General features: G+C 61.4%; 20 protein-coding genes, 1 pseudogene and 1 riboswitch. Of the genes and pseudogenes, 9 read left to right on the top strand and 12 right to left on the bottom strand.

Going from position 1 to position 24,161, the window contains the following annotated elements:
- Nucleotide 1 precedes the first annotated feature (1 nt).
- The 3 genes and pseudogenes from PQR67_RS20725 to PQR67_RS20715 all read right to left on the bottom strand — a co-directional run.
- Nucleotides 2-1,399 carry a glutamine synthetase family protein gene (locus PQR67_RS20725; RefSeq protein ID WP_408463232.1) on the bottom strand — a complete coding sequence of 466 codons (1,398 nt, stop codon included), beginning with the start codon at nucleotides 1,397-1,399 and terminating at the stop codon, nucleotides 2-4.
- 330 nt (nucleotides 1,400-1,729) lie between these two features.
- Nucleotides 1,730-2,887: a pyridoxal phosphate-dependent aminotransferase gene (locus PQR67_RS20720; protein ID WP_408463229.1), complete on the bottom strand. Its 1,158-nt coding sequence runs from the start codon at nucleotides 2,885-2,887 to the stop codon at nucleotides 1,730-1,732.
- Between the two features lie 503 nt (nucleotides 2,888-3,390).
- Nucleotides 3,391-4,359: pseudogene (locus PQR67_RS20715) on the bottom strand (D-2-hydroxyacid dehydrogenase family protein); the annotation flags it as partial.
- A gap of 295 nt (nucleotides 4,360-4,654) precedes the next feature.
- Between PQR67_RS20715 and PQR67_RS20710 the strand changes: the two are divergent.
- Nucleotides 4,655-5,551 (top strand): NAD(P)-dependent oxidoreductase, encoded by an 897-nt coding sequence (locus tag PQR67_RS20710; protein WP_408463226.1) that lies wholly within the window; start codon nucleotides 4,655-4,657, stop codon nucleotides 5,549-5,551.
- A gap of 139 nt (nucleotides 5,552-5,690) precedes the next feature.
- Here PQR67_RS20710 and PQR67_RS20705 read toward each other — a convergent pair whose 3' ends face one another.
- Both PQR67_RS20705 and PQR67_RS20700 read right to left on the bottom strand, forming a co-directional pair.
- The gene (locus PQR67_RS20705) at nucleotides 5,691-6,761 is read right to left on the bottom strand and encodes an AraC family transcriptional regulator (RefSeq protein ID WP_408463223.1); all 1,071 of its coding nucleotides are present in this window, start codon (nucleotides 6,759-6,761) and stop codon (nucleotides 5,691-5,693) included.
- Nucleotides 6,762-6,786: 25 nt separating this feature from the next.
- Nucleotides 6,787-7,176: a hypothetical protein gene (locus PQR67_RS20700; protein ID WP_408463220.1), complete on the bottom strand. Its 390-nt coding sequence runs from the start codon at nucleotides 7,174-7,176 to the stop codon at nucleotides 6,787-6,789.
- A gap of 44 nt (nucleotides 7,177-7,220) precedes the next feature.
- Nucleotides 7,221-7,325, bottom strand: a riboswitch (SAM-I-IV-variant riboswitch).
- A 160-nt stretch (nucleotides 7,326-7,485) separates the two neighbouring features.
- On the opposite strand from PQR67_RS20700, the gene PQR67_RS20695 reads away from it, so the two are divergent.
- From PQR67_RS20695 to PQR67_RS20685, 3 genes are all read left to right on the top strand, one after another.
- On the top strand, nucleotides 7,486-7,848 hold the full coding sequence (locus PQR67_RS20695; RefSeq protein WP_408463217.1) for a translation initiation factor Sui1: 363 nt from the start codon (nucleotides 7,486-7,488) through the stop codon (nucleotides 7,846-7,848).
- A 157-nt stretch (nucleotides 7,849-8,005) separates the two neighbouring features.
- Entirely contained in the window at nucleotides 8,006-8,944 is a 939-nt protein-coding gene (locus PQR67_RS20690; RefSeq protein ID WP_408463214.1) for a S1C family serine protease, read from the top strand.
- Nucleotides 8,945-8,978: 34 nt separating this feature from the next.
- Nucleotides 8,979-9,632, top strand: a complete 654-nt coding sequence (locus PQR67_RS20685; RefSeq protein WP_408463211.1) for a response regulator transcription factor — start codon at nucleotides 8,979-8,981, stop codon at nucleotides 9,630-9,632.
- Between the two features lie 50 nt (nucleotides 9,633-9,682).
- Here the strand turns inward: PQR67_RS20685 and PQR67_RS20680 are convergent, their stop codons facing one another.
- Nucleotides 9,683-10,801 carry a ParB/Srx family N-terminal domain-containing protein gene (locus tag PQR67_RS20680; protein ID WP_408463208.1) on the bottom strand — a complete coding sequence of 373 codons (1,119 nt, stop codon included), beginning with the start codon at nucleotides 10,799-10,801 and terminating at the stop codon, nucleotides 9,683-9,685.
- Between the two features lie 296 nt (nucleotides 10,802-11,097).
- Between PQR67_RS20680 and PQR67_RS20675 the strand changes: the two genes are divergently transcribed.
- Both PQR67_RS20675 and PQR67_RS20670 read left to right on the top strand, forming a co-directional pair.
- Nucleotides 11,098-11,907 carry an AraC family transcriptional regulator gene (locus tag PQR67_RS20675; RefSeq protein WP_408463205.1) on the top strand — a complete coding sequence of 270 codons (810 nt, stop codon included), beginning with the start codon at nucleotides 11,098-11,100 and terminating at the stop codon, nucleotides 11,905-11,907.
- 108 nt (nucleotides 11,908-12,015) lie between these two features.
- A complete protein-coding gene (locus tag PQR67_RS20670) occupies nucleotides 12,016-13,053 on the top strand; it encodes a threonine aldolase family protein (protein WP_408463202.1) in 1,038 nt (345 codons plus the stop codon).
- A gap of 59 nt (nucleotides 13,054-13,112) precedes the next feature.
- Here PQR67_RS20670 and PQR67_RS20665 read toward each other — a convergent pair whose 3' ends face one another.
- Both PQR67_RS20665 and PQR67_RS20660 read right to left on the bottom strand, forming a co-directional pair.
- The gene (locus PQR67_RS20665; protein WP_408463199.1) at nucleotides 13,113-13,361 is read right to left on the bottom strand and encodes a DUF1488 family protein; all 249 of its coding nucleotides are present in this window, start codon (nucleotides 13,359-13,361) and stop codon (nucleotides 13,113-13,115) included.
- Nucleotides 13,362-13,366: 5 nt separating this feature from the next.
- Entirely contained in the window at nucleotides 13,367-13,558 is a 192-nt protein-coding gene (locus tag PQR67_RS20660; protein WP_408463197.1) for a hypothetical protein, read from the bottom strand.
- 275 nt (nucleotides 13,559-13,833) lie between these two features.
- On the opposite strand from PQR67_RS20660, the gene PQR67_RS20655 reads away from it, so the two are divergent.
- Nucleotides 13,834-15,147 (top strand): MFS transporter, encoded by a 1,314-nt coding sequence (locus tag PQR67_RS20655; RefSeq protein ID WP_408463194.1) that lies wholly within the window; start codon nucleotides 13,834-13,836, stop codon nucleotides 15,145-15,147.
- A gap of 33 nt (nucleotides 15,148-15,180) precedes the next feature.
- Here PQR67_RS20655 and PQR67_RS20650 read toward each other — a convergent pair whose 3' ends face one another.
- On the bottom strand, nucleotides 15,181-16,482 hold the full coding sequence (locus PQR67_RS20650; protein WP_408463191.1) for a UDP-N-acetylglucosamine 1-carboxyvinyltransferase: 1,302 nt from the start codon (nucleotides 16,480-16,482) through the stop codon (nucleotides 15,181-15,183).
- A 178-nt stretch (nucleotides 16,483-16,660) separates the two neighbouring features.
- Between PQR67_RS20650 and PQR67_RS20645 the strand changes: the two genes are divergently transcribed.
- A complete protein-coding gene (locus PQR67_RS20645; RefSeq protein WP_408463189.1) occupies nucleotides 16,661-17,464 on the top strand; it encodes a lipid II flippase Amj family protein in 804 nt (267 codons plus the stop codon).
- 96 nt (nucleotides 17,465-17,560) lie between these two features.
- Here the strand turns inward: PQR67_RS20645 and PQR67_RS20640 are convergent, their stop codons facing one another.
- Nucleotides 17,561-18,691 (bottom strand): polyamine ABC transporter substrate-binding protein, encoded by a 1,131-nt coding sequence (locus PQR67_RS20640; RefSeq protein ID WP_408463187.1) that lies wholly within the window; start codon nucleotides 18,689-18,691, stop codon nucleotides 17,561-17,563.
- Between the two features lie 66 nt (nucleotides 18,692-18,757).
- Complete coding sequence (locus PQR67_RS20635; protein WP_408463184.1) at nucleotides 18,758-20,062, bottom strand: NAD(P)/FAD-dependent oxidoreductase; 1,305 nt, start codon at nucleotides 20,060-20,062, stop codon at nucleotides 18,758-18,760.
- Nucleotides 20,063-20,216: 154 nt separating this feature from the next.
- Here PQR67_RS20635 and PQR67_RS20630 point away from each other — a divergent pair, with 154 nt between their 5' ends.
- Nucleotides 20,217-21,110, top strand: a complete 894-nt coding sequence (locus tag PQR67_RS20630) for a LysR substrate-binding domain-containing protein (protein ID WP_408463181.1) — start codon at nucleotides 20,217-20,219, stop codon at nucleotides 21,108-21,110.
- On the opposite strand, the gene PQR67_RS20625 is transcribed toward PQR67_RS20630, so the two are convergent.
- Entirely contained in the window at nucleotides 21,107-24,160 is a 3,054-nt protein-coding gene (locus PQR67_RS20625; protein ID WP_408463178.1) for an efflux RND transporter permease subunit, read from the bottom strand. The two genes, PQR67_RS20630 and PQR67_RS20625, sit on opposite strands and share 4 nt — an antisense overlap.
- Between the last annotated feature and the right edge of the window lies 1 nt (nucleotide 24,161).

Genomic DNA, 24,161 nt, shown 5'->3' with positions numbered 1-24,161 from the left:
CTCAGATAATTTCGAAATACCGGGCCAATTCCCAATCGGTCACATGCCGACGGAACTGCCGTTCTTCCCATTCGCGCGTCGCCACAAAGTGCTCGACAAACGGTTCGCCAAACAAGATCTTCGCGGCTTCAGAATCGCGGAGCCGCTGTGCGGATTCCCACAAGGTGCAAGGCAATTTCAGGTGGGCCGGAAATTCCTGCGTATAGGCGTTCCCCTGAACGATCGGGCCCGGTTCCAGACCCTGTTCGATTCCGTACAAACCGGCGCCCAATGCGGCCGCCAATGCAATGTAGGGATTCGCGTCGGCCGAACCGATGCGAACTTCCACGCGCTGGGACTTTTCGGAACCCGGGATCAGGCGCAAGGCCGTGGTTCGATTCTCGACGCCCCATGTTGCATCGAGCGGCGCCCAGTAGCCGGGCACCAGACGGGAATAGCTGTTGACGGTCTGCGCAAACATCGACATGAATTCGGGCAGGTAGCGTTGCACCCCCGCCATGAAACTGGCCTGCCTGGCGCTCATATTGTATGGACGGCTTTCGTCGTAAAACACCGACTTGCCGGTGCGCGCCTCGCGCAGCGACACATGAATATGACCGCTTTGTCCCGGGTGGTCGTGCGACCATTTCGCCATGAAGGTCGCCATCAGATTGTTCTTCTGGGCCAGCGCCTTGGTGAAGGTTTTGAACAGCATGGCCTTGTCCGCCATGTCGGCCGCGTTGTCGACCGCAAGCGCAGCCTCCAGAACACCCGGACCGGTTTCGGTATGCAGGCCTTCGATCGGCATGTCCATCTGCTCGCACAGATCGAGCAACTGTCGGTAAAAATCCCCTTCGACCGTGCTGCGCAGCACTGAATAACCGAAGTTGCCGGGTGTCCAGTTTTTCAGGTCGCGATAATTTTTTTCGCGCACCGAATGCGGTGTTTCGTCGAACATGAAGAACTCATACTCGAGCGCGGCAAAAGCTTCGAAGCCCATTTCGTCGGCGCGCTTCAATACGCGTTGCAGCAAACTCCGCGGGCAAATTGCTGCGGCATCCTCAACGAACTCCGCCAGGAAGAACAACATGTCTTCGCCGTCGCTCTGTTCAAGCGGCAAACGCCGGCAGCTCTCCGGTACGATGCGCACCATGGCGTCCGGATAGGCGGTATGCCAACCGGTGTACCTGGTATTGTCGTACATCTGGTCGTTCGAATCCCACCCCAGTACGACGTTGCAGAAGGCAAAGCCGGCACGCAGCGCACCAAGGAATTTATCCTTGCGTAAATACTTTCCGCGCAGAATGCCATCGACATCGGACACACCGACTTTGATATGCGTCAGGCGGCTTGCCTCGACCAGGCTAATCGCATCTTCTACTGTTTTGACCGCCCGTTCGGGCTTCGCATGCGCCTTCATATTCAGTGTCTCCGCTTTACCGGTCTTACGGTTGGGCCATCTTAGAAACGAGAAAATTCGAGATCAACAACAATCGGAATTCATTATGTTGACGATCGGCTGGGGTAATACTCGCTGCCCTGAGGCCGTGAATGTCTGAGCCGGCGACGGCTTCAGAAGATAGTAAGAGGACGAAAAACCGAGTGTTATCGAAAATCGGCAATACCCTTCCTGGCCTTGAGGAACAAGGCCGAGTTCGGGTGCGGTCTGACTGATTGAGGACTTAAAGGAACGACAAGGCGCCGGGGGGAGTGCGCTGTTGAGGATCGTTGATACGACTGCTGACGCGGTTCACGTCTGCCATGACCGCCGTATGCGCTCGCGAATGTCGTGCAGGCGCGAAACGGATTCGTTGGAAAAAACGAAACGCAGATAGCGGTCCGCGCCCGGCCCCCAGTTCGTCATCGGTGTAGCCGCAATCTTGCCGTGTTCGAGCAGCAGCTTCGACGCGTCGGGCGGCTCCAGACCCAGCTCACGCGTATCGATGAGCATCGACCAGCCGCCGTGCGGACGGATCACCGGCAGGTCGGCAAGCGTGTTCATCAGGAAGTCGCGACGGCGCTCCCACTCCGCGACGGCGGCAGCCACGCCGTCGTCGGTTGCCGTCAGCGCGGCCGTGGCGCCAGGCATCGCGATTCCCACCTGACACACCACGTTCGACAGGCTCACGAGACGTACGTCGTTCATGATCGACGCGGGTCCGACGATCCAGCCGACGCGCCATCCGATCATCCGATACTCCTTCGACACCGCGCCAATGGTGATGGTGCGTTCGCGCATGCCCGGCAAACCGGCGGGATGAATCACTTCGCGCCCGTCGAACAGGATGCGCTCCATCGCCGCGTCATAGACCAGCCAGATGTCATGGCGCTTGCAATGTTCTGCAATCGCAAGCCATTCGTCTCGCGACGCGACGTAGCCACCCGGCATCGAAGGCGACATGATCAGCAGCGCTTTGGTGCGTGGCCCGATCGCAGCGGCAAGACTGTCGAGATCGAGCCGCCAGCCGTCGGCACCCGGCTGCAGCCGCGCGAATCTCGGTACGCCCGAGGCCAGATGCACCCGGTTGATCAGCCCGGCGTAGGTAGGGTCCGTCAGGACGACCTCGTCGCCCGGTTCGAGAATCGACAGCAGCACGTTGAGAATGCCGGCGAGACCGCCGGCCGACACGATGCATTCGCTCGCGGCGTCATAGGCGACGCCCGCGGCGCGGCTGACCCGTCCGGCGGCCGCCTCGCGCAACGCACGCTGGCCGGTAAAGGGCAGGTAGCTGTTTGCCGCGTCGTCGTCGATGGCCTCGTGCGTGCGAGCCAGCGCCTGCGCCGGCGGGCGCAGATCGGTATCGAGATTTTCAAGCCTTAGAATGTCCGGGTCGCGCAGGGAATCTGCGGCGTCGCCGATGCGGTCGACCCCAATGCCGGGAATATTTCTTAAGCGAGATACGGTCATCTGGGCCTCCACTATGGGTTCAATATATCGCTAACGCATCTCGCTCGCCGAGCATCATGCGATCCTCAACGCAGTGCTCGCCCGCGACCGGCGCACCGCGAAGCGCCTCGCGAAGGCGCATAACGAAAGCGCCTATCGAGGCGGCCGGCGTGGTGATGCAGGATGCGCTGCGCGAGGCCCGGCAGGGGTGAGCCGGCGCGAGCTCAATTGACCGGCGGCGAATCCGTTCCCGGCATGCCACGGCTGGCGCGCAAGTAAGCGGTGCCGGCCGGGCTGACCGCCACCTCGGCCACGCTGCCGGGTGAATGAGTGCGTGTCAGATAACCGCGCGCGCAGGCATCTTCCCAAACCGGCAGCCGCGGACACGAGGTGCGCCAGACTTCCATCGCTTCACTGTAGGGGCGGGTGCCAGACCCAATCCATTCCAGCAGATCGAGGATCAAGGGTTCGACGGGATCGTGTGTGCCCACCTCCGTGCTGACGGCGTTGCGGGAAACGACTCTCTTCAGCACCTCCGGATTGACCACGTGAGTGGGTTGCCCGGCCGCATAGGACACGATCTGATCGAAGATGTCGGAGAACTGGATCTCATACTCGTCCTCCGTGACATAGCCGATATGCGGCGTGCAGACGACGTTAGGCATGCGCAGCAGCGGATGCTGAGGATCGCGCAACGGCTCTTCGTCATAGACGTCCACCGCCGCCATGCCGGGCCGGCCGGCGTGCAGCGCCTGCTCCAGCGCGCCCGGCGCGATTAATCCCGCGCGGCTGGTGTTGACCAGCAGGGCGGTGGGTTTCATCCTGTTCAGGTCTTCCGCCGTCACGATGCCGCGCGTGTCGTTCACGAGGCGCATATGCAGCGAGAGCACGTCGCAAGCCTCGAAGAAAGCCTGCTTATCCGGCGCGATATCCCAGCCGTCTTCGCGGGCTCGTTGCAGCGAGGCCTCCCTCGCCCAGACCAGCACCTTCATGCCGAACGCGGCACCGTAGCGCGCCACCTCGGCACCGATACGGCCGTACCCGTAGATGCCCAGCGTGCGCCCGCGCAGGCTGCGGCCCACGCCTATCTGCCAGCGGCCGGCCTGCAAGGCCTGCATCTGCTGCGGAATCTGGCGCATGGCCGCGATGACCAGACCCCAGGTCAGTTCGGCTGCGGCATAGGAGGGGCTGCCGGCATGCTGGTTCGAGGACACGATCACGCCGTGTTCCGTGCAGGCGCCGATGTCGATATGGGGAAAGACGCTGCGCTGACTGATCAGCCGCAGCTTCGGCAGCCGGGCGATCAGCGGTGCGCGGATCTGGGTGCGCTCGCGAATCAGCACCAGCACCTCCGTGTCGCGCAGGCGCCCGGCCAGCGCATCCACGTCCTGCACATGGTCGTTCCATACGGTGACAGCATGGCCGTCCAGCTTGTGGAAACAAGGCAGGCCCCGCAGTGTGTCGAAATAGTCGTCCAGAATGGTGATGTTCATGCTGACCCCTTCACTTGCCATCCTCTCATCCTGAGCCTCATGGAGCGGTCAGTAAAATGAAATTATTTGAAGAATTGGTGCATTTTTCTTATGAAAATCGACACCCCGGTGAGCCTGCATGATTGCGGCGATATAGATAGACTGAGCGGCGTCGCCCGGCACGGCCGACACCGTCCGGAGAGCGCGGCATAGGGGCAAAGCGGCCAACCCGTGACGCGCATGCGCCCTGCATCCGCACGCGCATCCGATCCACCCAACCGTGGCCACAAGCCATGGATAAGAAACGGAGACACTCATGAAAACAGGATTCATCGGCCTCGGCGTGATGGGGCAACCCATGGCGCTCAACCTCGCGCGTGCGGGCACCGAACTGATCGTGTGGAACCGTACGCCGGAACGCTGCGCCGCGTTGCGCGACGCGGGTGCGCAGGTAGCGGATAGCGCGGGCGATGTCTTCCGGCAAGCCCGCATCGTCATCCTGATGATGGCGACAGATACGGCGCTCGACGCGGTGCTCGGCCGCCACACCACCGATTTTGCGGCGAATGTCGCACAGCACACGATCGTGCACATGGGCACGACCTCGGCCGACTATTCGCGTGGCCTCGAAGCCGACATCCGCGCGGCGGGCGGGCGCTATGTCGAAGCGCCCGTCTCCGGCTCGCGCAAGCCGGCCGAAGCGGGGCAACTGGTGGCGATGCTGGCGGGCGAACCCGCGGCGCTCGAAGAAGTGCGCCCGCTCCTCAAGCCGATGTGCCACGAAACGGTGATCTGCGGGGCGGTGCCCACAGGGCTTCTGATGAAGCTGTCGGTCAACACGTTCCTGATTCCGATGGTGACCGCGATTGCCGAGGCGTCGCATCTGGCGCGGCACTATGGGCTCGATATGAAGCAATTCCAGGCCGTGCTCGACGCGGGCCCGATGGCGAGCAACGTCTCGCGCGTGAAGGTCGACAAGCTCGTGAACGAGGATTTCACGGTGCAGGCGTCGATCCTCGACGTGCTGAAGAACAACCGGCTCGCGGCTGAAGCGGCGCGCAACGCGAACCTCGCGTCGCCGCTACTGGATGTGTGCTTCAAGCTCTATACCGAGACCGTCGAGCTGGGTCACGGTCAAGCCGATATGGCGGCCGTCGTGCACGCGATCGAAGCGCGCACCGAGGCGAGGCAAAACGCCGGCGGCGCGGAGTGATCGACACATCGGGTGGAGCGCGTAATGCACGCGCAGCGGTGCGCCCGGTACCCGCACGACAGCAGACGCAAAGCGGGCGCGATGTGGTCAGACGCTGTGGTCCGACGACACCAGGCATGCACAATGCGTCCTTGCCCGTCTATCTGAAGCGCTCCTGCGCTGCATGCCCGCGCTGGAGCAACGGCGCGTACGCGTGCAATTCCCGGGGCGCGATATCGAAGGCGCGACGGAATGCACGCGTAAAGCTCGACGCGTCGTTGAAACCCAGTCCGGCGGCAATGTCCTGTACCTCCAGATGGGGAAAGCGCACGAGCTCATCGGCCGCCATGCGCAGCCTGCGGCGGCGAATATAAGCGGCGAGCCCGCCTTCGTGTTCGAAGAGCCGGTACACGGTGGCGCGCGAGAGATGCAGCGACGCCAACACGCTGTCAGGCGACAAATCCGGATCGTGCAGATTGGCTTCCACATACCGCCGCACCTGTCCATAGACGGCCGCACGTACCGCTGCGCGGCTGTTGCCGGAAAGACCCGCTTGACGGCCGAACGCTGCGGCGAGTAACGCTACCGCAGTGAGGAAGGACTGGTGCGCTTCCTCCTTGCCCAGTCCGACGATTTGCCGCTTCAGCGCCACGAGATGGTCAATCAGCATGCGCGTCAGAGGGGTGGTGGCGTGAATCGTGCGGCCATGCAACGAGGCCGCGTCCGGGAACGAGCTTTCCACCAACGTGCGCGGCACGAAGAGGAGCAGTAGCCGGCCATGAAAGCTCTGGATGGTGCACGGCTGATCCATGTCCAGCGCGAGGATACTTGGCACGTGCGGCATGGGCGGTGCGTCGGCGCGCGGCTTGCCGCCCAGGAACTGCCCCGGCTGCCCTCCAAGGAACACGCTAAAGCTGATGTCGCGAACGCTTTCGGTCGACACCCGGCCGAGCGACCGCACGGCCACGTTCGGCCCGGTGTGGAAGTCGAACAAGCTCAGATTGTCGATCGTGTAACGGGACATCGATGCCGCGAACGTGTCCTCGGCATGCTGTGAGGAAGGCCGTATGTCGTAGACAGGACTCATCCGCTCCTGCCAGGCGAGGAGGCTTTGACGGGCGTCGCCTTGAACGCTGAACGTGCTGTGTACGATGCCGGCAGCCAGCGCTGGCGGCTGCGGCAACAACAAGCGGCTCAGCGGTGGGGCGGTGTGTAGCGGATCGTCGTTCAATGCGGTGCCTGTTGCTGATTTTCGTCTAGCATGGACAGGAAAATTCACGCGTGGATCGACCGGACGGACGGCGATTTTCCGTCGCCCTGTTTGAATCCGGTCGAACAAAAAGGTGTTCCAGGCGAATCCGCAATACGCCATCGAGAATCAAAAGTTTCTCGCGGAGCAATTTGGCCTGCCGCTCGCCGATATCGTCCAGAACGATCTTCTGATCCAGAATGTTGCCGCTTCGCAGTACCACGAAACTGCTGACCGAGACCTGCTGGTCTTTTAGATGTGCGGCGACCCGTGATACGACATCCATGCTTGCAATGGAGACGAGATGGATGACGTGGGTCAGCTGGAAGCCCGGCAGATGTCGTGACCAGTTCTCTGCGTGGTCGACCGCGGGTTGTGAGGAGATATCTTCGCGCATACAAGCTCCGGAAAGTAATGTTGTTCGAACCGGTGCTAGCTATGCCGCTCCCGCTTCGTTGCCGTTAATCGGCCGCATCGCCCTGAAGGCGTCCACCTTGCCCGGGGAGGCAGGTTGGCGTCGGACTCGTCCGACTCTGGATGCAGGAAACATGATAGCAAAAGTCGGCAAATCAGCCAATCAGCCAATCAGCCAATCAGCCGCGCACGCTCCTCGGAATTCGACACCAGATCTGGCGGGCAGCGGCCCGGACGCATTTGCTAAACTCGCCCCGATTCCCGACCTTTAGTGTCTTTCAATAAGCCAATCATGAAGAGCAGTTCGAAAGGCGGCCTCGTTTATTCCACCGATGGCGGCCGGATGTGCCCCGAATGCCGGCAGGCGCTCGCGCAATGTGTCTGCAAGACGGTTGCCACCCCGCGACCGGTGGGCGATGGCGTGGTGCGAGTGAGTCGCGAAACCAAAGGCCGCGGCGGCAAGAGCGTAACGCTCGTTAAAGGGCTGGCGCTCGATCCTCTTGCTCTCGCCGTACTGGGCAAGCAGTTGCGCACGGCCTGCGGTTCGGGGGGAACCGTCAAGGATGGCGTGATCGAAGTGCAGGGCGACCATTGCGAACGGGTCGTCGAAGCGCTCAAGAAGTACGGCCACAGCGCGAAGCGGGCCGGCGGTTAAGTCCCGCTGACCTGGCCGACTACCCGTTCGGGTGGTGTGCGTCCGTTGTCATCCTGTCATTCTGAATGCGCTCGCCGGCATCTTGCCGGCGAAGCATCGTGTCGATATATGGCGCGATGCACGAACGTAGCGCATTTCAACTGGCAGGAGAAATCACATGGAAACGTCAACCTCCGGCGGAAATCCATTGCAGGATCTTTCCGATAACCTGGCGGGCATCGTCGAGCGCGTGGGGCAACGCGTTGTCGCGGTGCACGGCCGGCGTCGCATTCCTTCAACTGGCGTAATCTGGCGGCGTGGCATTGTCGTCACGGCGGCGCACACGCTCAGACACGAAGACGGGATCAAGGTCACGCTGGCCGATAACCGGGCCGTCGCCGCCGTTCTCGCAGGGCAGGATACGGGCACCGATCTCGCCGTGCTCAAACTGGACGATGTCGACATCGACCCGGTCGAATCCGGCGATGCGCGCTCGCTCAAGGCAGGCCATCTGGTAGTCGCGGTCGCGCGGGCCGACGGGCTCGGCGCCAGTGCGGATTTCGGCGTGGTCGGCGCCGTCGGCGGTTCCTGGCGCACATGGCGGGGCGGACAACTGGATGCGTTCGTGCGGCTCGACGGTGGCCTGCGTCCGGGTTTCTCGGGCGCGGCCCTCGCGGATATGCGCGGACACGTCATGGGTATCTGCACGTCGGCGCTCGCGCGTGGTGCCGGCATCCTGATTCCCGCGGCGACCGTGACGAGCGTTGCCGAGGAACTGCTGGCCAAGGGGCACGTCTCGCGCGGCTATCTCGGTGTTGGCACGCAGCCCGTGAACCTGTCGGAGGCATGGATCAAGAAAATGAATCTGTCGTCCGCTCGCGGCTTGCTGATCGTTTCGCTCGCGGCGAACAGTCCTGCAGATCAGGCCGGTGTGCTCATCGGCGACGTGTTGATCGAAACAGATGGCGAGCCGTGCCGGGATATCGAAGACCTGCACGCCGCGCTCAGTTCCGGGCAGATTGGACAGCCGTTGAAAATCGTACTGATTCGCGGCGGGGAGCGTCACGAGTGCGTCGTCATTCTCGGCGAACGCTCGCAAGGGAACGCGTGCCGATGAGGTTAAGCTAGGCAGTCAAGCGTCGGGTGGACAGATGACACAGATGAGCCCGGTCCGGGTCGCGGTTATCGCCGATGCGCCGCAGGTGCGCGCGCGCCTGCAAGCGCTTGTCGGCGCGACGCCTGCACTCGGGCTAGTGGGCAGTGCGGCCGATGGTGAAACGCTCGCTCGCAGTTTGACTGGTTTGTTGCCGGATGTGATCGTCATCGATCTGGAGCTGGAGGCGAGCGACGCGCTCAGCGCCGGATTCGACGCAGATCAGGCGCCGCCCGCGCTCGTTCTGTTGACCGACGAGGCGGATAGCGACTGGAATGACGAGGCGTTGCCAGGCAACGTGATGGCGATCCTGCCGCGCGACGCGACGCCAGGCGAAATCGTCGCCGCCATCGAAGCCGCCGCTGCGGGTCTTTGCGTGCTGTCGCCGGAGACCCTCGCGAGGCTGCTGAGCGAGCGTAAACCGCCTCGTTCGATGGCGTCCCCGGTGTACGTCGAAACCCTGACCGCGCGCGAGATCGAAGTGCTGACGATGCTCGCCGAAGGGCTTGGCAACAAGGAGATCGCGCGCCAGCTCGCCATCTCCGAGAACACCGTGAAATTCCACCTCTCCTCGATTTTCGGCAAGCTGGGCGCAACAAGCCGCACCGAAGCGGTGATGCTGGGTATGCGGCACGGATTCATCATGGTGTAGCGCAAACGGGCGAGACCCCGCGCATGCGGAGCCCGGCGGCACAAAGGTCCTTACTGAATGCTATGGCGCGTTTTATAGTCGAGCGCGTAGGCAAGCTTGCCGGGGCTCGACGCGGTCATGGGCAGCAGCAGATCGCCGAAGGTGCCCTTCGTATACTTCTTGCCGGCATTGATCTGCGCGAGACGGCCGAGATCCGCGCCGGTCTTGCCGTCGATCACCGGGTCGGTCGACGTAACCATCAGCTGCGAGGCATTCCACACCGCGTTCAGGTAGCCCGTATCGACGGTCGCAGGATCCGGATCGGTCGCGCCCAGATTCGTCAGTGCGTAGCTCGACAGCGGGAACGACGCGCGCAGCCAGTCGGCCCAGTAGAACTCGAGAAAATCCGTCGACGGCGTCGGTTTGCTGTAGCCGATGTCACGCGTGAAATAGACGAGCGAGCGGAACTTGTCGTTCTGCATGCCAAGCTTCAGCCCCAGACCCGTCGGCAGTTGCGCGGGCGTGATCGCGGCGCCGTTGCCGTCCTTCAGTCGCGTGTAGCCGCGGTTTTGCATCTCCGCCCAGAACGTGTCGCCGGAGTAGGCGCTCAGGTTGGCCTTCACCACCACGTGCACGTGCAGTTTCGGGCCGCCGTCCGGCACCTCGTAGTAGGTCGACAGGCCGTGATGGCCGTCCGTCAGGTACAGCGAGTCGCCGTTCGGACCGATCACGACCGGGTTGAGCAGGGTCGTGTCGCGCCTGGTCAGATCCGTCGTCGTGCAGGTGAAGCTGGTCGAGTCGATCAGCGTCGAGGTCGCCGAATAGCCGGTCGCCGCCACGCCGCCCAGACCTTCGTCCGCGCAGAAGTCGTCGAACTTCTTGTTCGGCTTGAGCTCGTAGCGACCGAGCTTGTAGTAGATCTGGTCGTAACCGAGTGCGGCTTGAGTCGGATGCAGATCGCCGAGCGTCACGTCGAGCATGTCGCCTGTCGATGCCGCCTGCCATTTGCCGGGCTGGGTTGGTGTCGGTGTCGGCGCTGGAGTCGGCGTGGGTGTGGGAGTCGGTTTTGATGCCTCATCCGACGAACTGACCGGGGTAGGGGACGACACCCCGCCGCCGCCGCAGGCGGCAAGGCCGAGTAACGACGACAGCGTTGCAGCTAGGGTAAATCTGGCAAGCGTATGGGGCATCGAAGAATCGGTCGGATAGGAGGAGAGAGGAGGTGCGCCGAGCGCGAAAGTCCGCCAGTCTGCCGATAATTTATGACAGGAAATTGAAAGTAAATTGAATGGGAAAACGAAACCCGCTCGAATCCGCCCCGCTTACGTTTTCAGAGGACTGGACGTTGGCTGCGGCCGGCCAGAGCGGATCGCAACGAAGCTGGGATAATGAAGGCACTTACAGTGAAGGCACCGCAGTGAAGGCACTACAGCGCAACTTTCGGGGTCTGGTCTCCAAGGTGCCGGCGTCGAACCGGAGGTGAGTTATGCCCGAAGAAGTCCAATACAGCCACTCAACCGACATCCCGGGTCTGATCCTTGGCACGGCTCGGTTTGCCGAGTTTCGCTTTGAGCCGCACTACCATCTCGACTGCCACATCGCGCTCGTTACCAGCGGGGTGCAACGTCAATCGTTTCGTGGGGAATCCCTGTTGCTTACGCGTGGCGCGATTCAACTCATGCCCGCTGGCGAGGTTCACGACGGGGTGGCCGGTGCCGATGAGTCATACACGCTTCGAACGTTTCGGCTGTCGCCCGCGCTGCTGAATGGTTTGGGCGAGGAAATCACGGGCAGGCACTACTTCCCTTCTCAGGCCGCCGTGGTGCTGCAAGATAGCCGCCTCGCAGATCAACTGCTCAACATGCACGCAACTCTTCAGCAGGGGATGAACGATCCGATCAGGAACGAAAGCTACGTTCTGGAACTGCTGGAGTCACTGTTCGCCCGGTTGAAGCAGCCATCCCCCCAAACGATCGCCGGGGCTTTGTCGTCCCAGCAACTGCGGCTGGTTCGGGAGTTCGTCGAGGCGCATATTGCCGACAAAATCGTTCTGGAAGATCTGGCCTTCCTCGTTGGCCTCGGCCGATTCCGGTTCCTGAAACTGTTCAAACGTGCGATCGGCATGACGCCGCATGCCTGGCTGCTGCGCATGAGGCTGGAGAAGGCGGTGGCGTTGATCAACGCGAACAGGACCATGCCGATTACTGAAATTGCGCACGCCGTCGGCTTCTTCGATCAAAGCCATTTCACGCGGGCGTTTCGTGACGCCTACGGTATTACGCCTGCTCGCTTCTGACGGCGGCGCGGCAATTTTTTACAAGGCGTTCTGCCAGCAGATCGGTAGCCTTCGGTTTTTGGCCTCGCGCCCGTCCTGGGCGGCCTCCATCTAAGGCAGAAGCACCGAATGACTACTTTCAGCTTTCTTGACGACTACAGCGAAGGCGCACATCCCGACATTCTCGGCGCCCTGACGGAATCCAACTACGTCCAGCAGGCGGCCTATGGGGAAGACTCGTACTCCGCGGAGGCCACGACTCTGATCAAGGCCCGCCTGGGGAACACGTTCGACGGAGCGATCCATTACGTCGCAAGCGGGACCATGGCCAACATCGTTTCGATATCCAGTTGCCTGCGTCCTCACGAAGCCGTCATTGCCGTGGAATCGGGGCATATCGTAGTCAGGGAGGCCGGTGCTATTGAGGCAACCGGCCACAAGCTCATCGTCGTCCCCCCGGTAGACGGGAAGCTCACGCCCGCCAGTATCGAGGCCGCGCTTGCCGCCAATGCGCATTTCCCGCACATGGCGAAGCCTCGACTGATCTATCTGTCGAATGCAAGCGAAATAGGCACTGTGTACTCGCTTGCGGAATTGCGGGAGATATCGGCGCTCGCAAAGCAGAGGGGCCTGATTCTATTTCTCGATGGCGCGCGCCTGGGCGCGGCATTGGCGTCCAGCAGGAGTGACGTGACGTTGGCCGATATTGCTTCCCTCGTCGACATTTTCTGGATCGGTGGGACCAAGGCAGGCGCGCTTCTGGGTGAAGCCATTGTTGTTTGCAATCCTGCGTTGACGGAAGACTTTGCTTTTCATGTCAAGCAACGCGGCGGCATGCTAGCCAAGGGGCGGCTGTTGGGTATCCAGTTTCAGGCGTTATTTGGCGCCAAGGATCTGTTCCACGAAAATGCGAAGCACGCCAATGCCATGGCGGCAAAACTTGCTGCTGGGATCGTGTCTGGCGGTTACGCTCTCGAAGCCGAAACGGCGACGAATCAGGTATTTCCAGTCTTGCCCGATTCAGTCATTTCCGCTTTGAAGCAACACTTTGCTTTCTATGTTTGGCGGAAGTCGGATAACGATCATTCCGTGATTCGCCTGGTAACGTCGTGGGCCACGCAGGAACACCAGGTTGACGCCTTCTTGACGCGGCTCGCCCAGGTTTGAAGTCGCGCCGGCGATTGCCTCTGCGCTTGCCGAGGGGCAAGCGTCGGCCGGCGTGTTGCTCACGAAATCAAATATCGATTCTGTGAACCGCCGACATACTGCTTCTTCGCGATTTCGAGAACCTTGTCGCGAAGCTCGTCGAAGGCGACCAGCACCGACCGCTCGTCGGACCCAACGTCAGGCTGCAAATTTCTGAGCATGGCGTCGTCGACCATGAAGGTGATTTCGCGCGAATCGTCGTAGCCCCAGAAACACACGCAATGCCGGGCGGCGTCGTAGCTACGGCTGGGGTTGGGAAATTGAAGCACGGCGATCAGCTTTTCTCGGACACGCCCGAGTAGCGCCACTTACTGGCGTTGGAGTCGATCGTGGCGTAATCGGCGCGTCTTTTCTCTGCTCTCAGCGCGTCCGCGGTGTCGAGGATACGAGCGCGCGTTTTGCGTTCGACGGCGTATTCGCTCTCGCTGCTAACTGCGGTCGAAGCACGTTTGACTGGTGATTGCATAGCGGGGCCTCGAAGCAGGAGGTCGCTCATTGGCGACTGACTTCCCCACTGTATACCCTTTGGCTGGCTCTGACGCCTTTATTTGCCTGAGTTCGCCGGCGTTCAGGTTTCCGAAGCAACGATCTTATCCGCCGGATTTCCCTGATACGGTGTTCGGCCCATGGTGTTGGTGTTAACCCGCTTGCCGCGAATTTTGTAAATATACTAACATCATAGTAATTTACTTGATCGTTTGATCGTTTAACCGTCAACGTTGAATTCGGGGGAATGCCGGAATGCTGGATCCAGCCAAGCGTGCCGCGATGTATCGGAGAATTGCGTGGCGCCTGATTCCGTTTCTTTTCGTCTGCTATATCGTCAACTTCGTGGACCGGACGAACATTGGTTTTGCCCAACTCGCGTTGAAGGAGCAACTCGATTTCTCCAGTGCGATCTACGGCTTGGGAGCAGGTCTCTTTTACGTTGGCTACATCCTGTTTGAAATCCCGAGCAACCTGCTGCTGCAGAGAACGGGTGCGCGTCGCACCATACTGCGCATCATGGTGTTGTGGGGGCTTCTGTCCATTTCGATGGCCGCGGTCAAGACGCCGAGCCATTTCTACCTCGTGAGATTTCTGCTCGGCGCGGCTGAGGCCGGATTCATGCCGGGCATTCTTTTCTATCTGAGTTGCTGGATTCCGGCGGCGAGGCGGGCACGATTTATCGCCCTGTTCATGCTTGCCATTCCGCTTTCAGGCGTGATCGGTTCGCCGATTTCAGGCACGATCATGCAGTCGATGGAACACGTGGCCAGCCTCCATGGCTGGCAATGGATGTTCATTCTCGAAGGCGCGCCGGCAGTCCTGCTCGGAATCATCGCCTGGTTCGTGCTGGCAGACGGCCCAGCGCGAGCGCCGTGGCTCTCCGACGACGAAAAACTTGAACTGGAAAAGTCATTGCGTGACGAGTATCGCGACCCGCCGCCGTCACACGCAAGCGGGGGCTGGCGCATCGCACGTAATCCGAAGCTCTATCTGCTCGCGTTTTTTTGCGTTGCAATGAACGGTAGCATCGGCGGATTCTCATTCTGGTTGCCGACCATCATACGCAGCTTCGGTGTAAAGAATCCCGCAACAATCGGCTGGATCGCGGTGGTTCCGTACGCGCTTGGCGCGGTGGTGCTGTATTGCAACGGCCGCCATTCCGACAACACGGGCGAAAGACGCTGGCATGCAACGCTCAGTCTCGGGTTGGCATCGGGCGGGTGGTTGCTGCTCCCCGCCGTCCAGCATTCGCCGGTTCTGGCGATGGTGCTTGTGACGATCGCCACGGCAGGTACGCTCGGCACGCTGGCGTGCTTCTGGTCGCTCGTTCCGCTGTACTTTCCGAACGAGCGCGCGCTCGCCTATGCCACCGTTTCCAGCCTCGGAAGTCTGGGCAGTCTCGCAAGCCCGATCGTTGTCGGCTGGATCGCATCTGTGACGGGCTCTGTGTTTCTGGGCACGCTGTATCTCGGCGGACTCATGCTGCTCGCCGCGATCACGCTGCTGGCAGCCACGTCACGCGATCAGCCAACGAGGTATGTGACACGCCGCTCGGTTACGGACTGAGGCGGCTTGCCGGTAATCGTTGTTTCGCGACCTTCACTCGCTGCTGGTCCACTCGACATTTGCGCCCACCGAACGCAGGTTTTCGACGAAACGCGGATGCGCGCGCCGGATCGGCAGCGCATTCATGATCTCGGAGCGTCCTTCGATGCTGGCCGCGACCATCAGTAACGCAATCGCCACGCGGATAATGTACGGACTCTCTACGCGTGCCGGACTCAGCGCCAGGCCGCCGAAGGTAATCAGCCGGTGCGGATCGGACAGAAACACATGCGCGCCGAACTTCGACAGTTCGCTGGTCCAGCCCATTGCACCGTCATAGACCTTGTTCCAGAACATCGCACTGCCTTCGGCTTTCACGCCGAGCGCGACAAAGATCGGCAGCAGGTCGACCGGCAAATACGGCCACGGCGCCGCTTCGACCTTGGTGAGAATATTCTGTGTGAACGGGCGACGCACCTGCAGCGGGCCGTCGCTTGAGGCACGCGACCAGCCGTTACGATGCTCGACATTGACGCCGAACTTCGCGAATGTTCTGTCGATCAACGGGAACTGCTCGGGCGCGGAATTCCTGACCACGATGTCGCCACCGGTGATGGCGCCCAGCGCGAGAAAGGTGGCGATCTCGTGGAAATCCTCGCTGAAACGGAACTCGCCGCCGCCAAGGCGTCGGCCGCCCGTCACGCTGAGCCGCGATGTGCCGATACCTTCAATGCCGACGCCAAGCGTGGCAAGAAAGCGGCAAAACTCCTGCACATGAGGTTCCGATGCCGCGTTGACGAGCGTCGACGTTCCTTGCGCGGCCGCCGCGCACAGCGCAAAGTTCTCGGTTGTCGTAACCGACGCGTAGTCCAGCCAGTGATCGTTTGCGACCATGCGCTGGTCGTTGCGCACAATCAGCGAATCGTCGGTGCGCTCGAGGCGGGCGCCAAACCGCTCGAATACCTCGACGTGCGGGTCGATCTCGCGCACGCCGAGCGTGCAGCCCTTCACGTCACTCTCCAGCCGCGCCACGCCGAAACGCGCGAGCAGAGGCGGGACCAGCATGATCGACGAGCGCATCTCCTCGGGCAGCTTGTGCGTTGCCGGGTCGAAGGTGGTCGCATGGTGATGCAGGTCGAGCATGCCGGTTGAAAAATTCACCGACACGTCGCTGCCGAGCGCGCGGAAGATGTCGAGAATTTTTTTGACGTCGGTGATCTCCGGCACGCCGATCAGACGCACCGGTTGATCGGTGAGCAGCGTGGCGCAAAGGATCGGCAAAACAGCGTTCTTGTTGGCGGATGGCGTGATTTCCCCGCGTAACGGGACGCCGCCGTGGACGATCAGGTTGGACATGTTCGGGAAGGTTCGGGAGGGTTCGAGAAATGAGGACGTGAGGCCGATATCATGCCATTGCGTGACCGTACGTGCTGGCGCCCGATGCGCAGGTAACGCGTACCGATGTTCGCATGCCGGCACAACAAAGCAGACGAGCCCCGGTAGACTATGGGCTCGCCCAACTCGCCGCGACAGCATGGACATTCAGCTTTTGATCATCTGCGGGCTTACGTTCGTCATTCATGTGATCGCAACACTGGCGTATGCCGTGCGGATCGCCGGTGTTCGCACACGCCGGATAGCCGTGTCGTTTTCTCTATTTGGGATCATTGCCTTAGTCTCCCGGACGGCGAATTCCTTTCAGGGGCCCTTCATAGCGAAGCGGGTGGAGCTTGATATTGCCCATCACACAGAGAGTGGTTTGCTCGGTGATTTTCGCTTTTTCCTGCTGTCCGCCACCGTGGCGAGCATCGTGGGAGCCTGTCTGATTCCCACGTTCCAGCGTTATTTCAGCCGGGCGGTCGAGCATTTTCAGGTCAATCGCTCGATTCCCCGTCTGCTGCTCCATATCTTCAGCCGCGGCGGCGTCAACTACATCCGGGATGGCGCGCGGCTCCCGTCCCGCCACAACGTCACCCAACTGACAACGGGCGCCGGCGTTTCCTGGAAGGTTATCGGGCTGAACGTGTTCGCCATGGCCATCTGGACGGTTGGCGTTTTTGCGTCGCTTTATGCGGGATATCTGAAGCCGGAGTTGCGAGTGACATGTGCGAATCTGTCCTCGGTGATCAACGGTTTTGCGACGATCGTCCTGGCGGTCGTTATCGATCCGCAAGTTTCAGTCATGACAGACGACGTGATCGAAGGCCGGGTTTCGGAAAACAGCTTCCGGCGAGCGATTACCACGCTTGTGGGGGCACGCGTGCTCGGAACGCTATGCGCGCAAGCGGTGCTTGTGCCAGCGGCATTTCTCATCGTTCGTATCGCGGAACTCATCTAGCGTGGCGATCTTACGGAGGCCGTCTCCCAGCCGGGTTTCATGATCCGTTTGCAAGTGCGGGACGCGTTCGAATCCCGCACCGCAAACCTCACGAGATCAGTGAAGCGTTTTGAGTTGCGACCACAAGCGATTCTCAAGGCGCACGATTTCAACCGATGTCGGCTTCATCAGCGTCATTTTCCTGAGTACGTCGTCGGGCGGGTACACCGTCGGGTCCTGCGCCACCGCCGGCATGACGAACTGGCGCGCCGCCTGATTCGCCGTCGGATAGAAGACCTCGTTGGTAATCGCCGCATTGACCTTCGGGTCCTCGATATAGTTGATCCACTTGAGCGCCGCTTGCGGGTGCGGTGCGTCTTTCGGGATCGCCATCATGTCGAACGCCACCAGGCCACCTTCCTTTGCGTTCGAGAACCTGATGTCATACGAACGTTTGGCTTCGGTGCTGCGCCGGCGCGCGATGCCGACGTCACCGGCAAAACCGATCGCCACGCAGATGTCGTTGTTCGCGAGGTCGTTGATATAGCCGGACGAGTTGAACTCCGTGATGTACGGCCGCACCTTTTTCAGCATCTCGAACGCGGCCTGATAATCGGCCGGGTTGGTGCTGTTCGGGTCTTTGTGCAGGTACTGTAGCGCCGCGGCAAATACATCGACCGACTCATCGAGAAGTGAGACGCCGCAACCCTTGAGCCTGGAAACGTTAGCGGGGTCGAACACCAGCGCCCAACTGTCGACCGGCGCGTTCGCACCGAGCGCTTTCTGCACGGCCTGCACGTTGTAGCCGATACCGGTGACGGCGAACGCCCAGGGCACGCCGTACTGATTGCCCGGGTCGGCGCCCGCAACCATCTGCATGAGTACAGGGTTGAGATTCTTCAGGTTCGGCAGTTGCGATTTGTCGAGCTTCTGATACACGCCGGCGGGAATCTGCCTCGCCATGTAGTTCGATGTCGGCACCACGATGTCATAGCCTGAACTGCCCGCCAGCAGCTTGGCCTGTAGCGTGTCGTTGCTGTCGTAGTTGTCATAGCGCACGTGAATGCCGGTCTGTTTCTCGAAAGTCGGGACCGTTTCCTTCGCGATGTAGTCCGACCAGTTGTACACGTTCAGCTCGGCGTCCGCGGCGCGGGCGGCGGGCGTTGTCCATGCCGTGAGGGTCGCCGCAATACAGGCGCCGGCGGCGGCCGCGCGACGCAGACGAATGACAGGATGGCAAGCGCGCATGATGTTTTTCCTTGCGAGGTGACGTTGCGAAAATCTCAGTGGTTTTGCGAATCAAACATTTCGCACTCAGGACTCGGTTCTTGCCTGAAGCGCTTCATATCGCAGACGTATCGAGGCGCCGATGTCGAAGAATGGCCGAGGGGGAAGCCATCCAGGTTTCGCGCTGCCGAGAACAGAAGTCAGCAACGCTGACTGGCCTCCCGATGCCATTTCGGCCAATAGCCGCCCCCACAGCGTGCCGCGCGCTACGCCGGAGCCGTTGCATCCGGCTGCGGAATAAATGCCTTCCGCCAGTTTTCCGAAGCGTGGCTCACCTGATCGCGTGGCGCTGAGGTGGCCAGTCCAGGTAAATTGCAGATGCTCATCGGTGATCCAGGGGAACCGGCGTTGTAATCCGCGCAGGTGTCTGGCCCGGCGTGCCGCGAGAGCATGGCCGGCCAGATCGCGCCGGCGATATTCCACCGTGTTGCGGATCAGCAGCCGTCTGTCCGGGGTCAGGCGCAACGTGGCGCCGGCAGGGCGAGTCGAGAGTACGCCCCAGGGCGCGGCGCTCCCCAGGCGCAGATACTCGTCGTCGGTCAACGGCCGGCTGAGCGACGCGCTGAGTTCAAGGGGGAATACCGTGTTATCCGTCAGCCCGATCCTGGGCAAAAATGCGCCGACACATGCAATCACCCGGTCCGCCTCGATGTGGCCGTTGATGGACCGCGCGCGAATGCCGCCGTGGCTCAAACGCTCAAGACCGGTGATGTCAGTGTTTTCGTAGAGCGAAACATTGGCGGGCAGCGTGTCCAGCAATCCCTTGGCATACTTCGCCGGCTGCAAGAGCCCGTTCCCACTCCTGCACCAGATCCCTGCCCGGTAGAACGGCGAGCCCAGCCGTTGCGACAGCGCCTCGCCCTCCAGCAGTTCGGCGCTCGCACCTGCTTCACGCAGGGTTTGCACCTGGAGCTTCGCGTCAGCGAGTTTGGCCGGATCGTGGGCCGCGAAGAAATAACCGGCGTCGCTCAGATCGCATTCGATGCCGAGACTCGCCACACGCCGGCGAACTTCGTCACTGGCGGCTTTGCCGATGGCGCTCGCGACGCGGTAATGGGCATTCAGTTGCTGACCGCTAAGCTCGTTCGGCGCAGGCCGCTCATAGGCGACCACAAAGCCCGAGTTTCGCGCCGACGCACCTTGGGCGGCGCGCTGACGATCGACCACGATGATGCGCGACTGCGGATGCAGTTCAGCGAGCGTATGCGCCGCCGACAGTCCCGTGAAGCCTCCCCCGATCACCAGCCAATCTGCTTTCTGTGTTCCCTTCAGGGTCGCGCCGGACGGCGAGACGCCGGCTTGAGCGATCCAGCCGCAGATATTTTCGACCACAATCGTGTCCCCTCAGTATTACGGATAACCAAGGCGGTCTAAAGTATGAATAATTAGCATGCTCGACCGGCACCGCCTTCACTTGAGTGTCAATATATTGGGAGCTGGATACGTTATCCAGCGCTATTAATTCATTCGAGTATTCTAAAAACGCATGGATAAACTCTATCGTCCGCCGTCTGTCAGCGCCCTGCAGACACTGTCGCTCGTGGCTGAGTCGGACAATTTCACCGAAGCGGCAGAAAAGTTGCACCTGACCCAGAGCGCGGTGAGCCGGAAGATCCAGCAACTGGAAAGTCACTACGGCGTGCCCCTGTTCGTTCGGAACAGTCGCAGCATGCAGTTGACCGAGCACGGTGAAGCGGTGCTGGAGGTGGCGCGAAAGATACTCAGAGAACTCCAGATGCTCGATGAGCGGATATCGCCGCGAGACAGGCCGTTTCGCATCCGCATCTTCGTGTCTCTGGCGGTTCGCTGGCTATTGCCGCGCCTGACGGGTTTCTATGCCCGGCACCCCGATCTGTCGCTGTCGATCGAAACGGTCGCGACCGAGTTGGTCGATCCTTCGGGTCACTGCGACGCCTATATCCTTTATCTGCCCGAACCGCCGGATGACCCTGCCTTCATCACGCTGTTCGATGAAATCCTCGTGCCGGTGTGCGCGCCGTCGTCCGTGAACGACAAACCCCTTCCAACGTCTCTGGAAGCGTTGACGCAGTACACGCTCATTCACGGTTCAACGGGTCAGCACGAGTGGGCAACGTGGTTGAAGGCCCACGGCGGATCGGCTGCCCGAAAATACAAGCACATCACGTTCAATCTGGATGAGCTTGCGATGAATGCCGCCGCTCGCGGGTTGGGCGTCGCGATGACGGACCTGACGCTGGCGCAGGAATCGATCAATCGCGGCGATCTGGTGATCCCGTTCGGCACGCCTCTGAAGACCAAAGGGGTCTATGTGCTCTGGCTGCAGACCGCAGGCGCGCTGCATCCGGCCCGGCAACGCATCTTGCAGTGGCTCGCCCAGCAGGAGCACGCCACACGCTAACCCGCCTTCGGCGCGCCGGCCTGCTGATGGTGATCGGCGGCGAGAAACATATACATCGCGGGCACCACGAACAACGTGAAGAGGGTGCCGATCGAAAGCCCCGTGAAGATCACGAGCCCCATTGCGTTGCGGCCCGCCGCGCCCGCGCCCGAGGCGATTACGAGCGGCACGACGCCCAGCACCATCGCCGCCGTCGTCATCAGAATCGGGCGCAGCCGCACGCCGGCCGCTTCTTCCAGGGCTTCGCGTTTCGATTTGCCGGCGTGTTGCAGTTCGTTGGCGAACTGCACGATCAGGATGCCGTGCTTGCTGACGAGCCCCATTAGCGTGACGAGCCCGACCTGCGTGTAGATGTTCAGCGTCGTCAAGCCGACGTTGATAAAGATGAGCGCGCCGAACAACGCCATCGGTACTGAAACCAGGATCACGATCGGGTCGCGGAAACTTTCGAATTGTGCCGCGAGTGCGAGGAACACGATGATCGTCGCGAACAGCAGCGTGATGACGAAACCACCGGACTCCTGCACGAATTGCCGCGATAACCCCGAATAGTCCGCCGAATATCCCGCGGGTGCGGCTTGCGCGGTTGCCTTGCGCAGAAAATCGAGCACTTCGCCTTGCGACACGCCCGGCACGGTCACGCCTGAGATCGTCGCCGAGTTGAGCTGCTGGAAGTGGTTGATCGATTCCGGCACGACGTTGTGTTCGATATGCGCAATCGTCGACGCCGGAATGACACTGCCGTCCGGCGTGCGCAGGTAATAATCGAGCACCTGCGAAGGATTCAGGCGGTCGGTCTGCAAGACCTGCGGGATCACCTTGTACGAGCGCCCGGCGATCGAGAAATAGTTGACGTAGCCGCCCCCGAGCGCCGAACCGAGCGCTTGCCCGACGTCGCTCTGCGAGAGCCCGAGCGAGGCGACCTTGTCGCGGTCGACAACGAGTGTGGCTTCCGGCTTGTCGAGCTTGAGATCGCTGTCGACGAAGAAAAACATCCCGCTCGCACGGGCTTTTTGCAGGACGGCTTGCGATACTTCATTGAGGTTCTCGAATGGCTCGGTCGTGCTGATGACGAACTGCACCGGCAAGCCCTGCGAGCCCGGCAGCGGCGGAAACTGGAACGCCGCGACGCGCGCCCCGGCAATCTGATTCCATTTCTGCTGCAATTCCTGCTGCAAGGCGGTTGCGCCCTTGCTGCGCTGGTCCCATGTCTTGAACAGCACACCGCCGATCCCCTGGTTGAGGGTCGGCGCGCCGGTGAGCTGGAACATCTGCGAGTATTCGGGCAACGCTTTGGAGATGTTGAATACCTGGTCCGCGTACGTCTGCATCTGCTGGATGGTCGCGTTCGGCGGCCCCTGGATCTGCGACAGGACGATCCCCTGATCCTCCTGCGGCGCGAGCTCCGATTTCGACGTCATGAACAGATAGACCGTGCCGGCGAGCAGCAGTGCCCCCATCACGATAAACACGGGCCAGGTGTCGAGCGTTGCGTGCAACAGACGGCCATAGCCACGATGCACGCGTTCGAACTGGCGGTTGACGAAGCGCGCGAAGCGCCCGGACTCCTGCTCCGCGCGAAAGAAGCGCGAGCACATCATCGGCGACAGGGTCAGTGCGATCACACCGGACACCGTCACCGCGCCGGCGAGCGAGAAGGCGAATTCGGTGAAGAGGGCACCCGTCAGGCCGCCTTGAAAACCGATCGGCACATAGACGGCGATCAGCACGACCGTCATCGCGAGGATCGGTCCGCCGAGTTCGCGCGCGGCGATCAGCGCGGCATCGAACGGCGCCTTGCCTTCCTCCATCATGTGACGATCGACGTTCTCGACGACGATGATCGCGTCGTCCACCACGAGCCCGATCGCGAGCACGAGCGCGAGCAGGGTCAGCAGATTGATCGAATAGCCGAGCAGTTGCATCACGAAGAATGTGCCGATCAGCGATAACGGCATCGCGATCAGCGGGATGACGACCGCGCGCAAGCTGCCGAGGAACAGGAAAATCACCACAGTGACGATCAGCAATGCCTCGACCAGGGTCTTGATGACTTCGTAAATCGCCGTGTTGACGAAATCGGTCGCGTCATAAACGATATCGCCCGTCATGCCGGTCGGAAACTGTTTCTGCAGTCCGGGAAAGATGGCCTTCACACGCTTGGCCACATCGAGGATGTTGGCGTCCGGCGCGACCTTGATGCCGATGAACACCGAACGCTTGCCGCTGAATGCGACGTTGAAGTCGTAGCTGTCGGCGCCGAGCACGACGTTCGCGACGTCTTCGAGGCGCACGATCGCACCGTTCTTCTGTTTGATGACGAGTTGCTTGAAGTCGTCGACGGTATGCAGATCCGTGCCCGCGTTCAGGTCGACGCTGACCATCTGCCCCTTCGTCGTGCCGAGCGTCGCGAGATAGTTGTTGTTGCCGAGCGCCGTGAAAACGTCGGCTGCCGTCACGCCATGCGCGGCGAGCCGCGTCGAATCGAGCCACGCGCGCAACGCGAACTGCCGCCCGCCGAGGATTTCAGCCGTCTGCACGCCTTCGACCGAATCGAGCTTGGGCTTGACGACGCGCAGCAGGTAATCCGTGACGTTATTGCTCGGCAGCACGTTGCTGTAAAAGCCCATGTACATCGCGTCGGTGGTCTGCCCGACCTGCACGGTCAACACCGGTTGTTGCGCCTGCGGCGGCAACTGGTTACGCACCGACTGGATCTGCGTGTTGATCTCGGTGAGCGCGCGGTTCGAGTCGTAGTTCAGGCGCAGCGTCGCCGTAATCGTCGAGACGCCGGTGGTGCTGGTCGAGGACAGATAGTCGATGCCCTGCGCCTGGGCGATCGCCGCCTCGAGCGGCTGCGTGATGAACCCGGCGATGGTGTCGGCGTTCGCCCCATAGTAAGCGGTGCTGATGGTCACCACGGCGTTTTCGGTCTGCGGATACTGGCTGACTTTCAGGGCGGCGAGCGAGCGCAGTCCGAGCACGAGGATCAGCAGGCTGACGACCGATGCAAGCACAGGCCGCCGGATAAAGAGATCGGTGAATGTCATC

It is taken from the genome of Paraburkholderia fungorum, from assembly GCF_046026025.1.
GTDB lineage: Bacteria > Pseudomonadota > Gammaproteobacteria > Burkholderiales > Burkholderiaceae > Paraburkholderia > Paraburkholderia fungorum_E.
The sequence above is the reverse complement of the archived record's forward strand: the minus strand, read 5'-3'. Positions and strand labels throughout refer to the sequence as shown.

Bases quoted from the DNA above. Each gene is read 5' to 3' on its own strand.
- PQR67_RS20725 (WP_408463232.1), bottom strand. From the start codon at position 1,399: ATGAAGGCGCATGCGAAGCCCGAACGGGCGGTCAAAACAGTAGAAGAT.
- PQR67_RS20720 (WP_408463229.1), bottom strand. From the start codon at position 2,887: ATGACCGTATCTCGCTTAAGAAATATTCCCGGCATTGGGGTCGACCGC.
- PQR67_RS20710 (WP_408463226.1), top strand. From the start codon at position 4,655: ATGAAAACAGGATTCATCGGCCTCGGCGTGATGGGGCAACCCATGGCG.
- PQR67_RS20700 (WP_408463220.1), bottom strand. From the start codon at position 7,176: ATGCGCGAAGATATCTCCTCACAACCCGCGGTCGACCACGCAGAGAAC.
- PQR67_RS20695 (WP_408463217.1), top strand. From the start codon at position 7,486: ATGAAGAGCAGTTCGAAAGGCGGCCTCGTTTATTCCACCGATGGCGGC.
- PQR67_RS20690 (WP_408463214.1), top strand. From the start codon at position 8,006: ATGGAAACGTCAACCTCCGGCGGAAATCCATTGCAGGATCTTTCCGAT.
- PQR67_RS20685 (WP_408463211.1), top strand. From the start codon at position 8,979: ATGACACAGATGAGCCCGGTCCGGGTCGCGGTTATCGCCGATGCGCCG.
- PQR67_RS20680 (WP_408463208.1), bottom strand. From the start codon at position 10,801: ATGCCCCATACGCTTGCCAGATTTACCCTAGCTGCAACGCTGTCGTCG.
- PQR67_RS20675 (WP_408463205.1), top strand. From the start codon at position 11,098: ATGCCCGAAGAAGTCCAATACAGCCACTCAACCGACATCCCGGGTCTG.
- PQR67_RS20670 (WP_408463202.1), top strand. From the start codon at position 12,016: ATGACTACTTTCAGCTTTCTTGACGACTACAGCGAAGGCGCACATCCC.
- PQR67_RS20660 (WP_408463197.1), bottom strand. From the start codon at position 13,558: ATGCAATCACCAGTCAAACGTGCTTCGACCGCAGTTAGCAGCGAGAGC.
- PQR67_RS20655 (WP_408463194.1), top strand. From the start codon at position 13,834: ATGCTGGATCCAGCCAAGCGTGCCGCGATGTATCGGAGAATTGCGTGG.
- PQR67_RS20650 (WP_408463191.1), bottom strand. From the start codon at position 16,482: ATGTCCAACCTGATCGTCCACGGCGGCGTCCCGTTACGCGGGGAAATC.
- PQR67_RS20645 (WP_408463189.1), top strand. From the start codon at position 16,661: ATGGACATTCAGCTTTTGATCATCTGCGGGCTTACGTTCGTCATTCAT.
- PQR67_RS20640 (WP_408463187.1), bottom strand. From the start codon at position 18,691: ATGCGCGCTTGCCATCCTGTCATTCGTCTGCGTCGCGCGGCCGCCGCC.
- PQR67_RS20630 (WP_408463181.1), top strand. From the start codon at position 20,217: ATGGATAAACTCTATCGTCCGCCGTCTGTCAGCGCCCTGCAGACACTG.
- PQR67_RS20625 (WP_408463178.1), bottom strand. From the start codon at position 24,160: ATGACATTCACCGATCTCTTTATCCGGCGGCCTGTGCTTGCATCGGTC.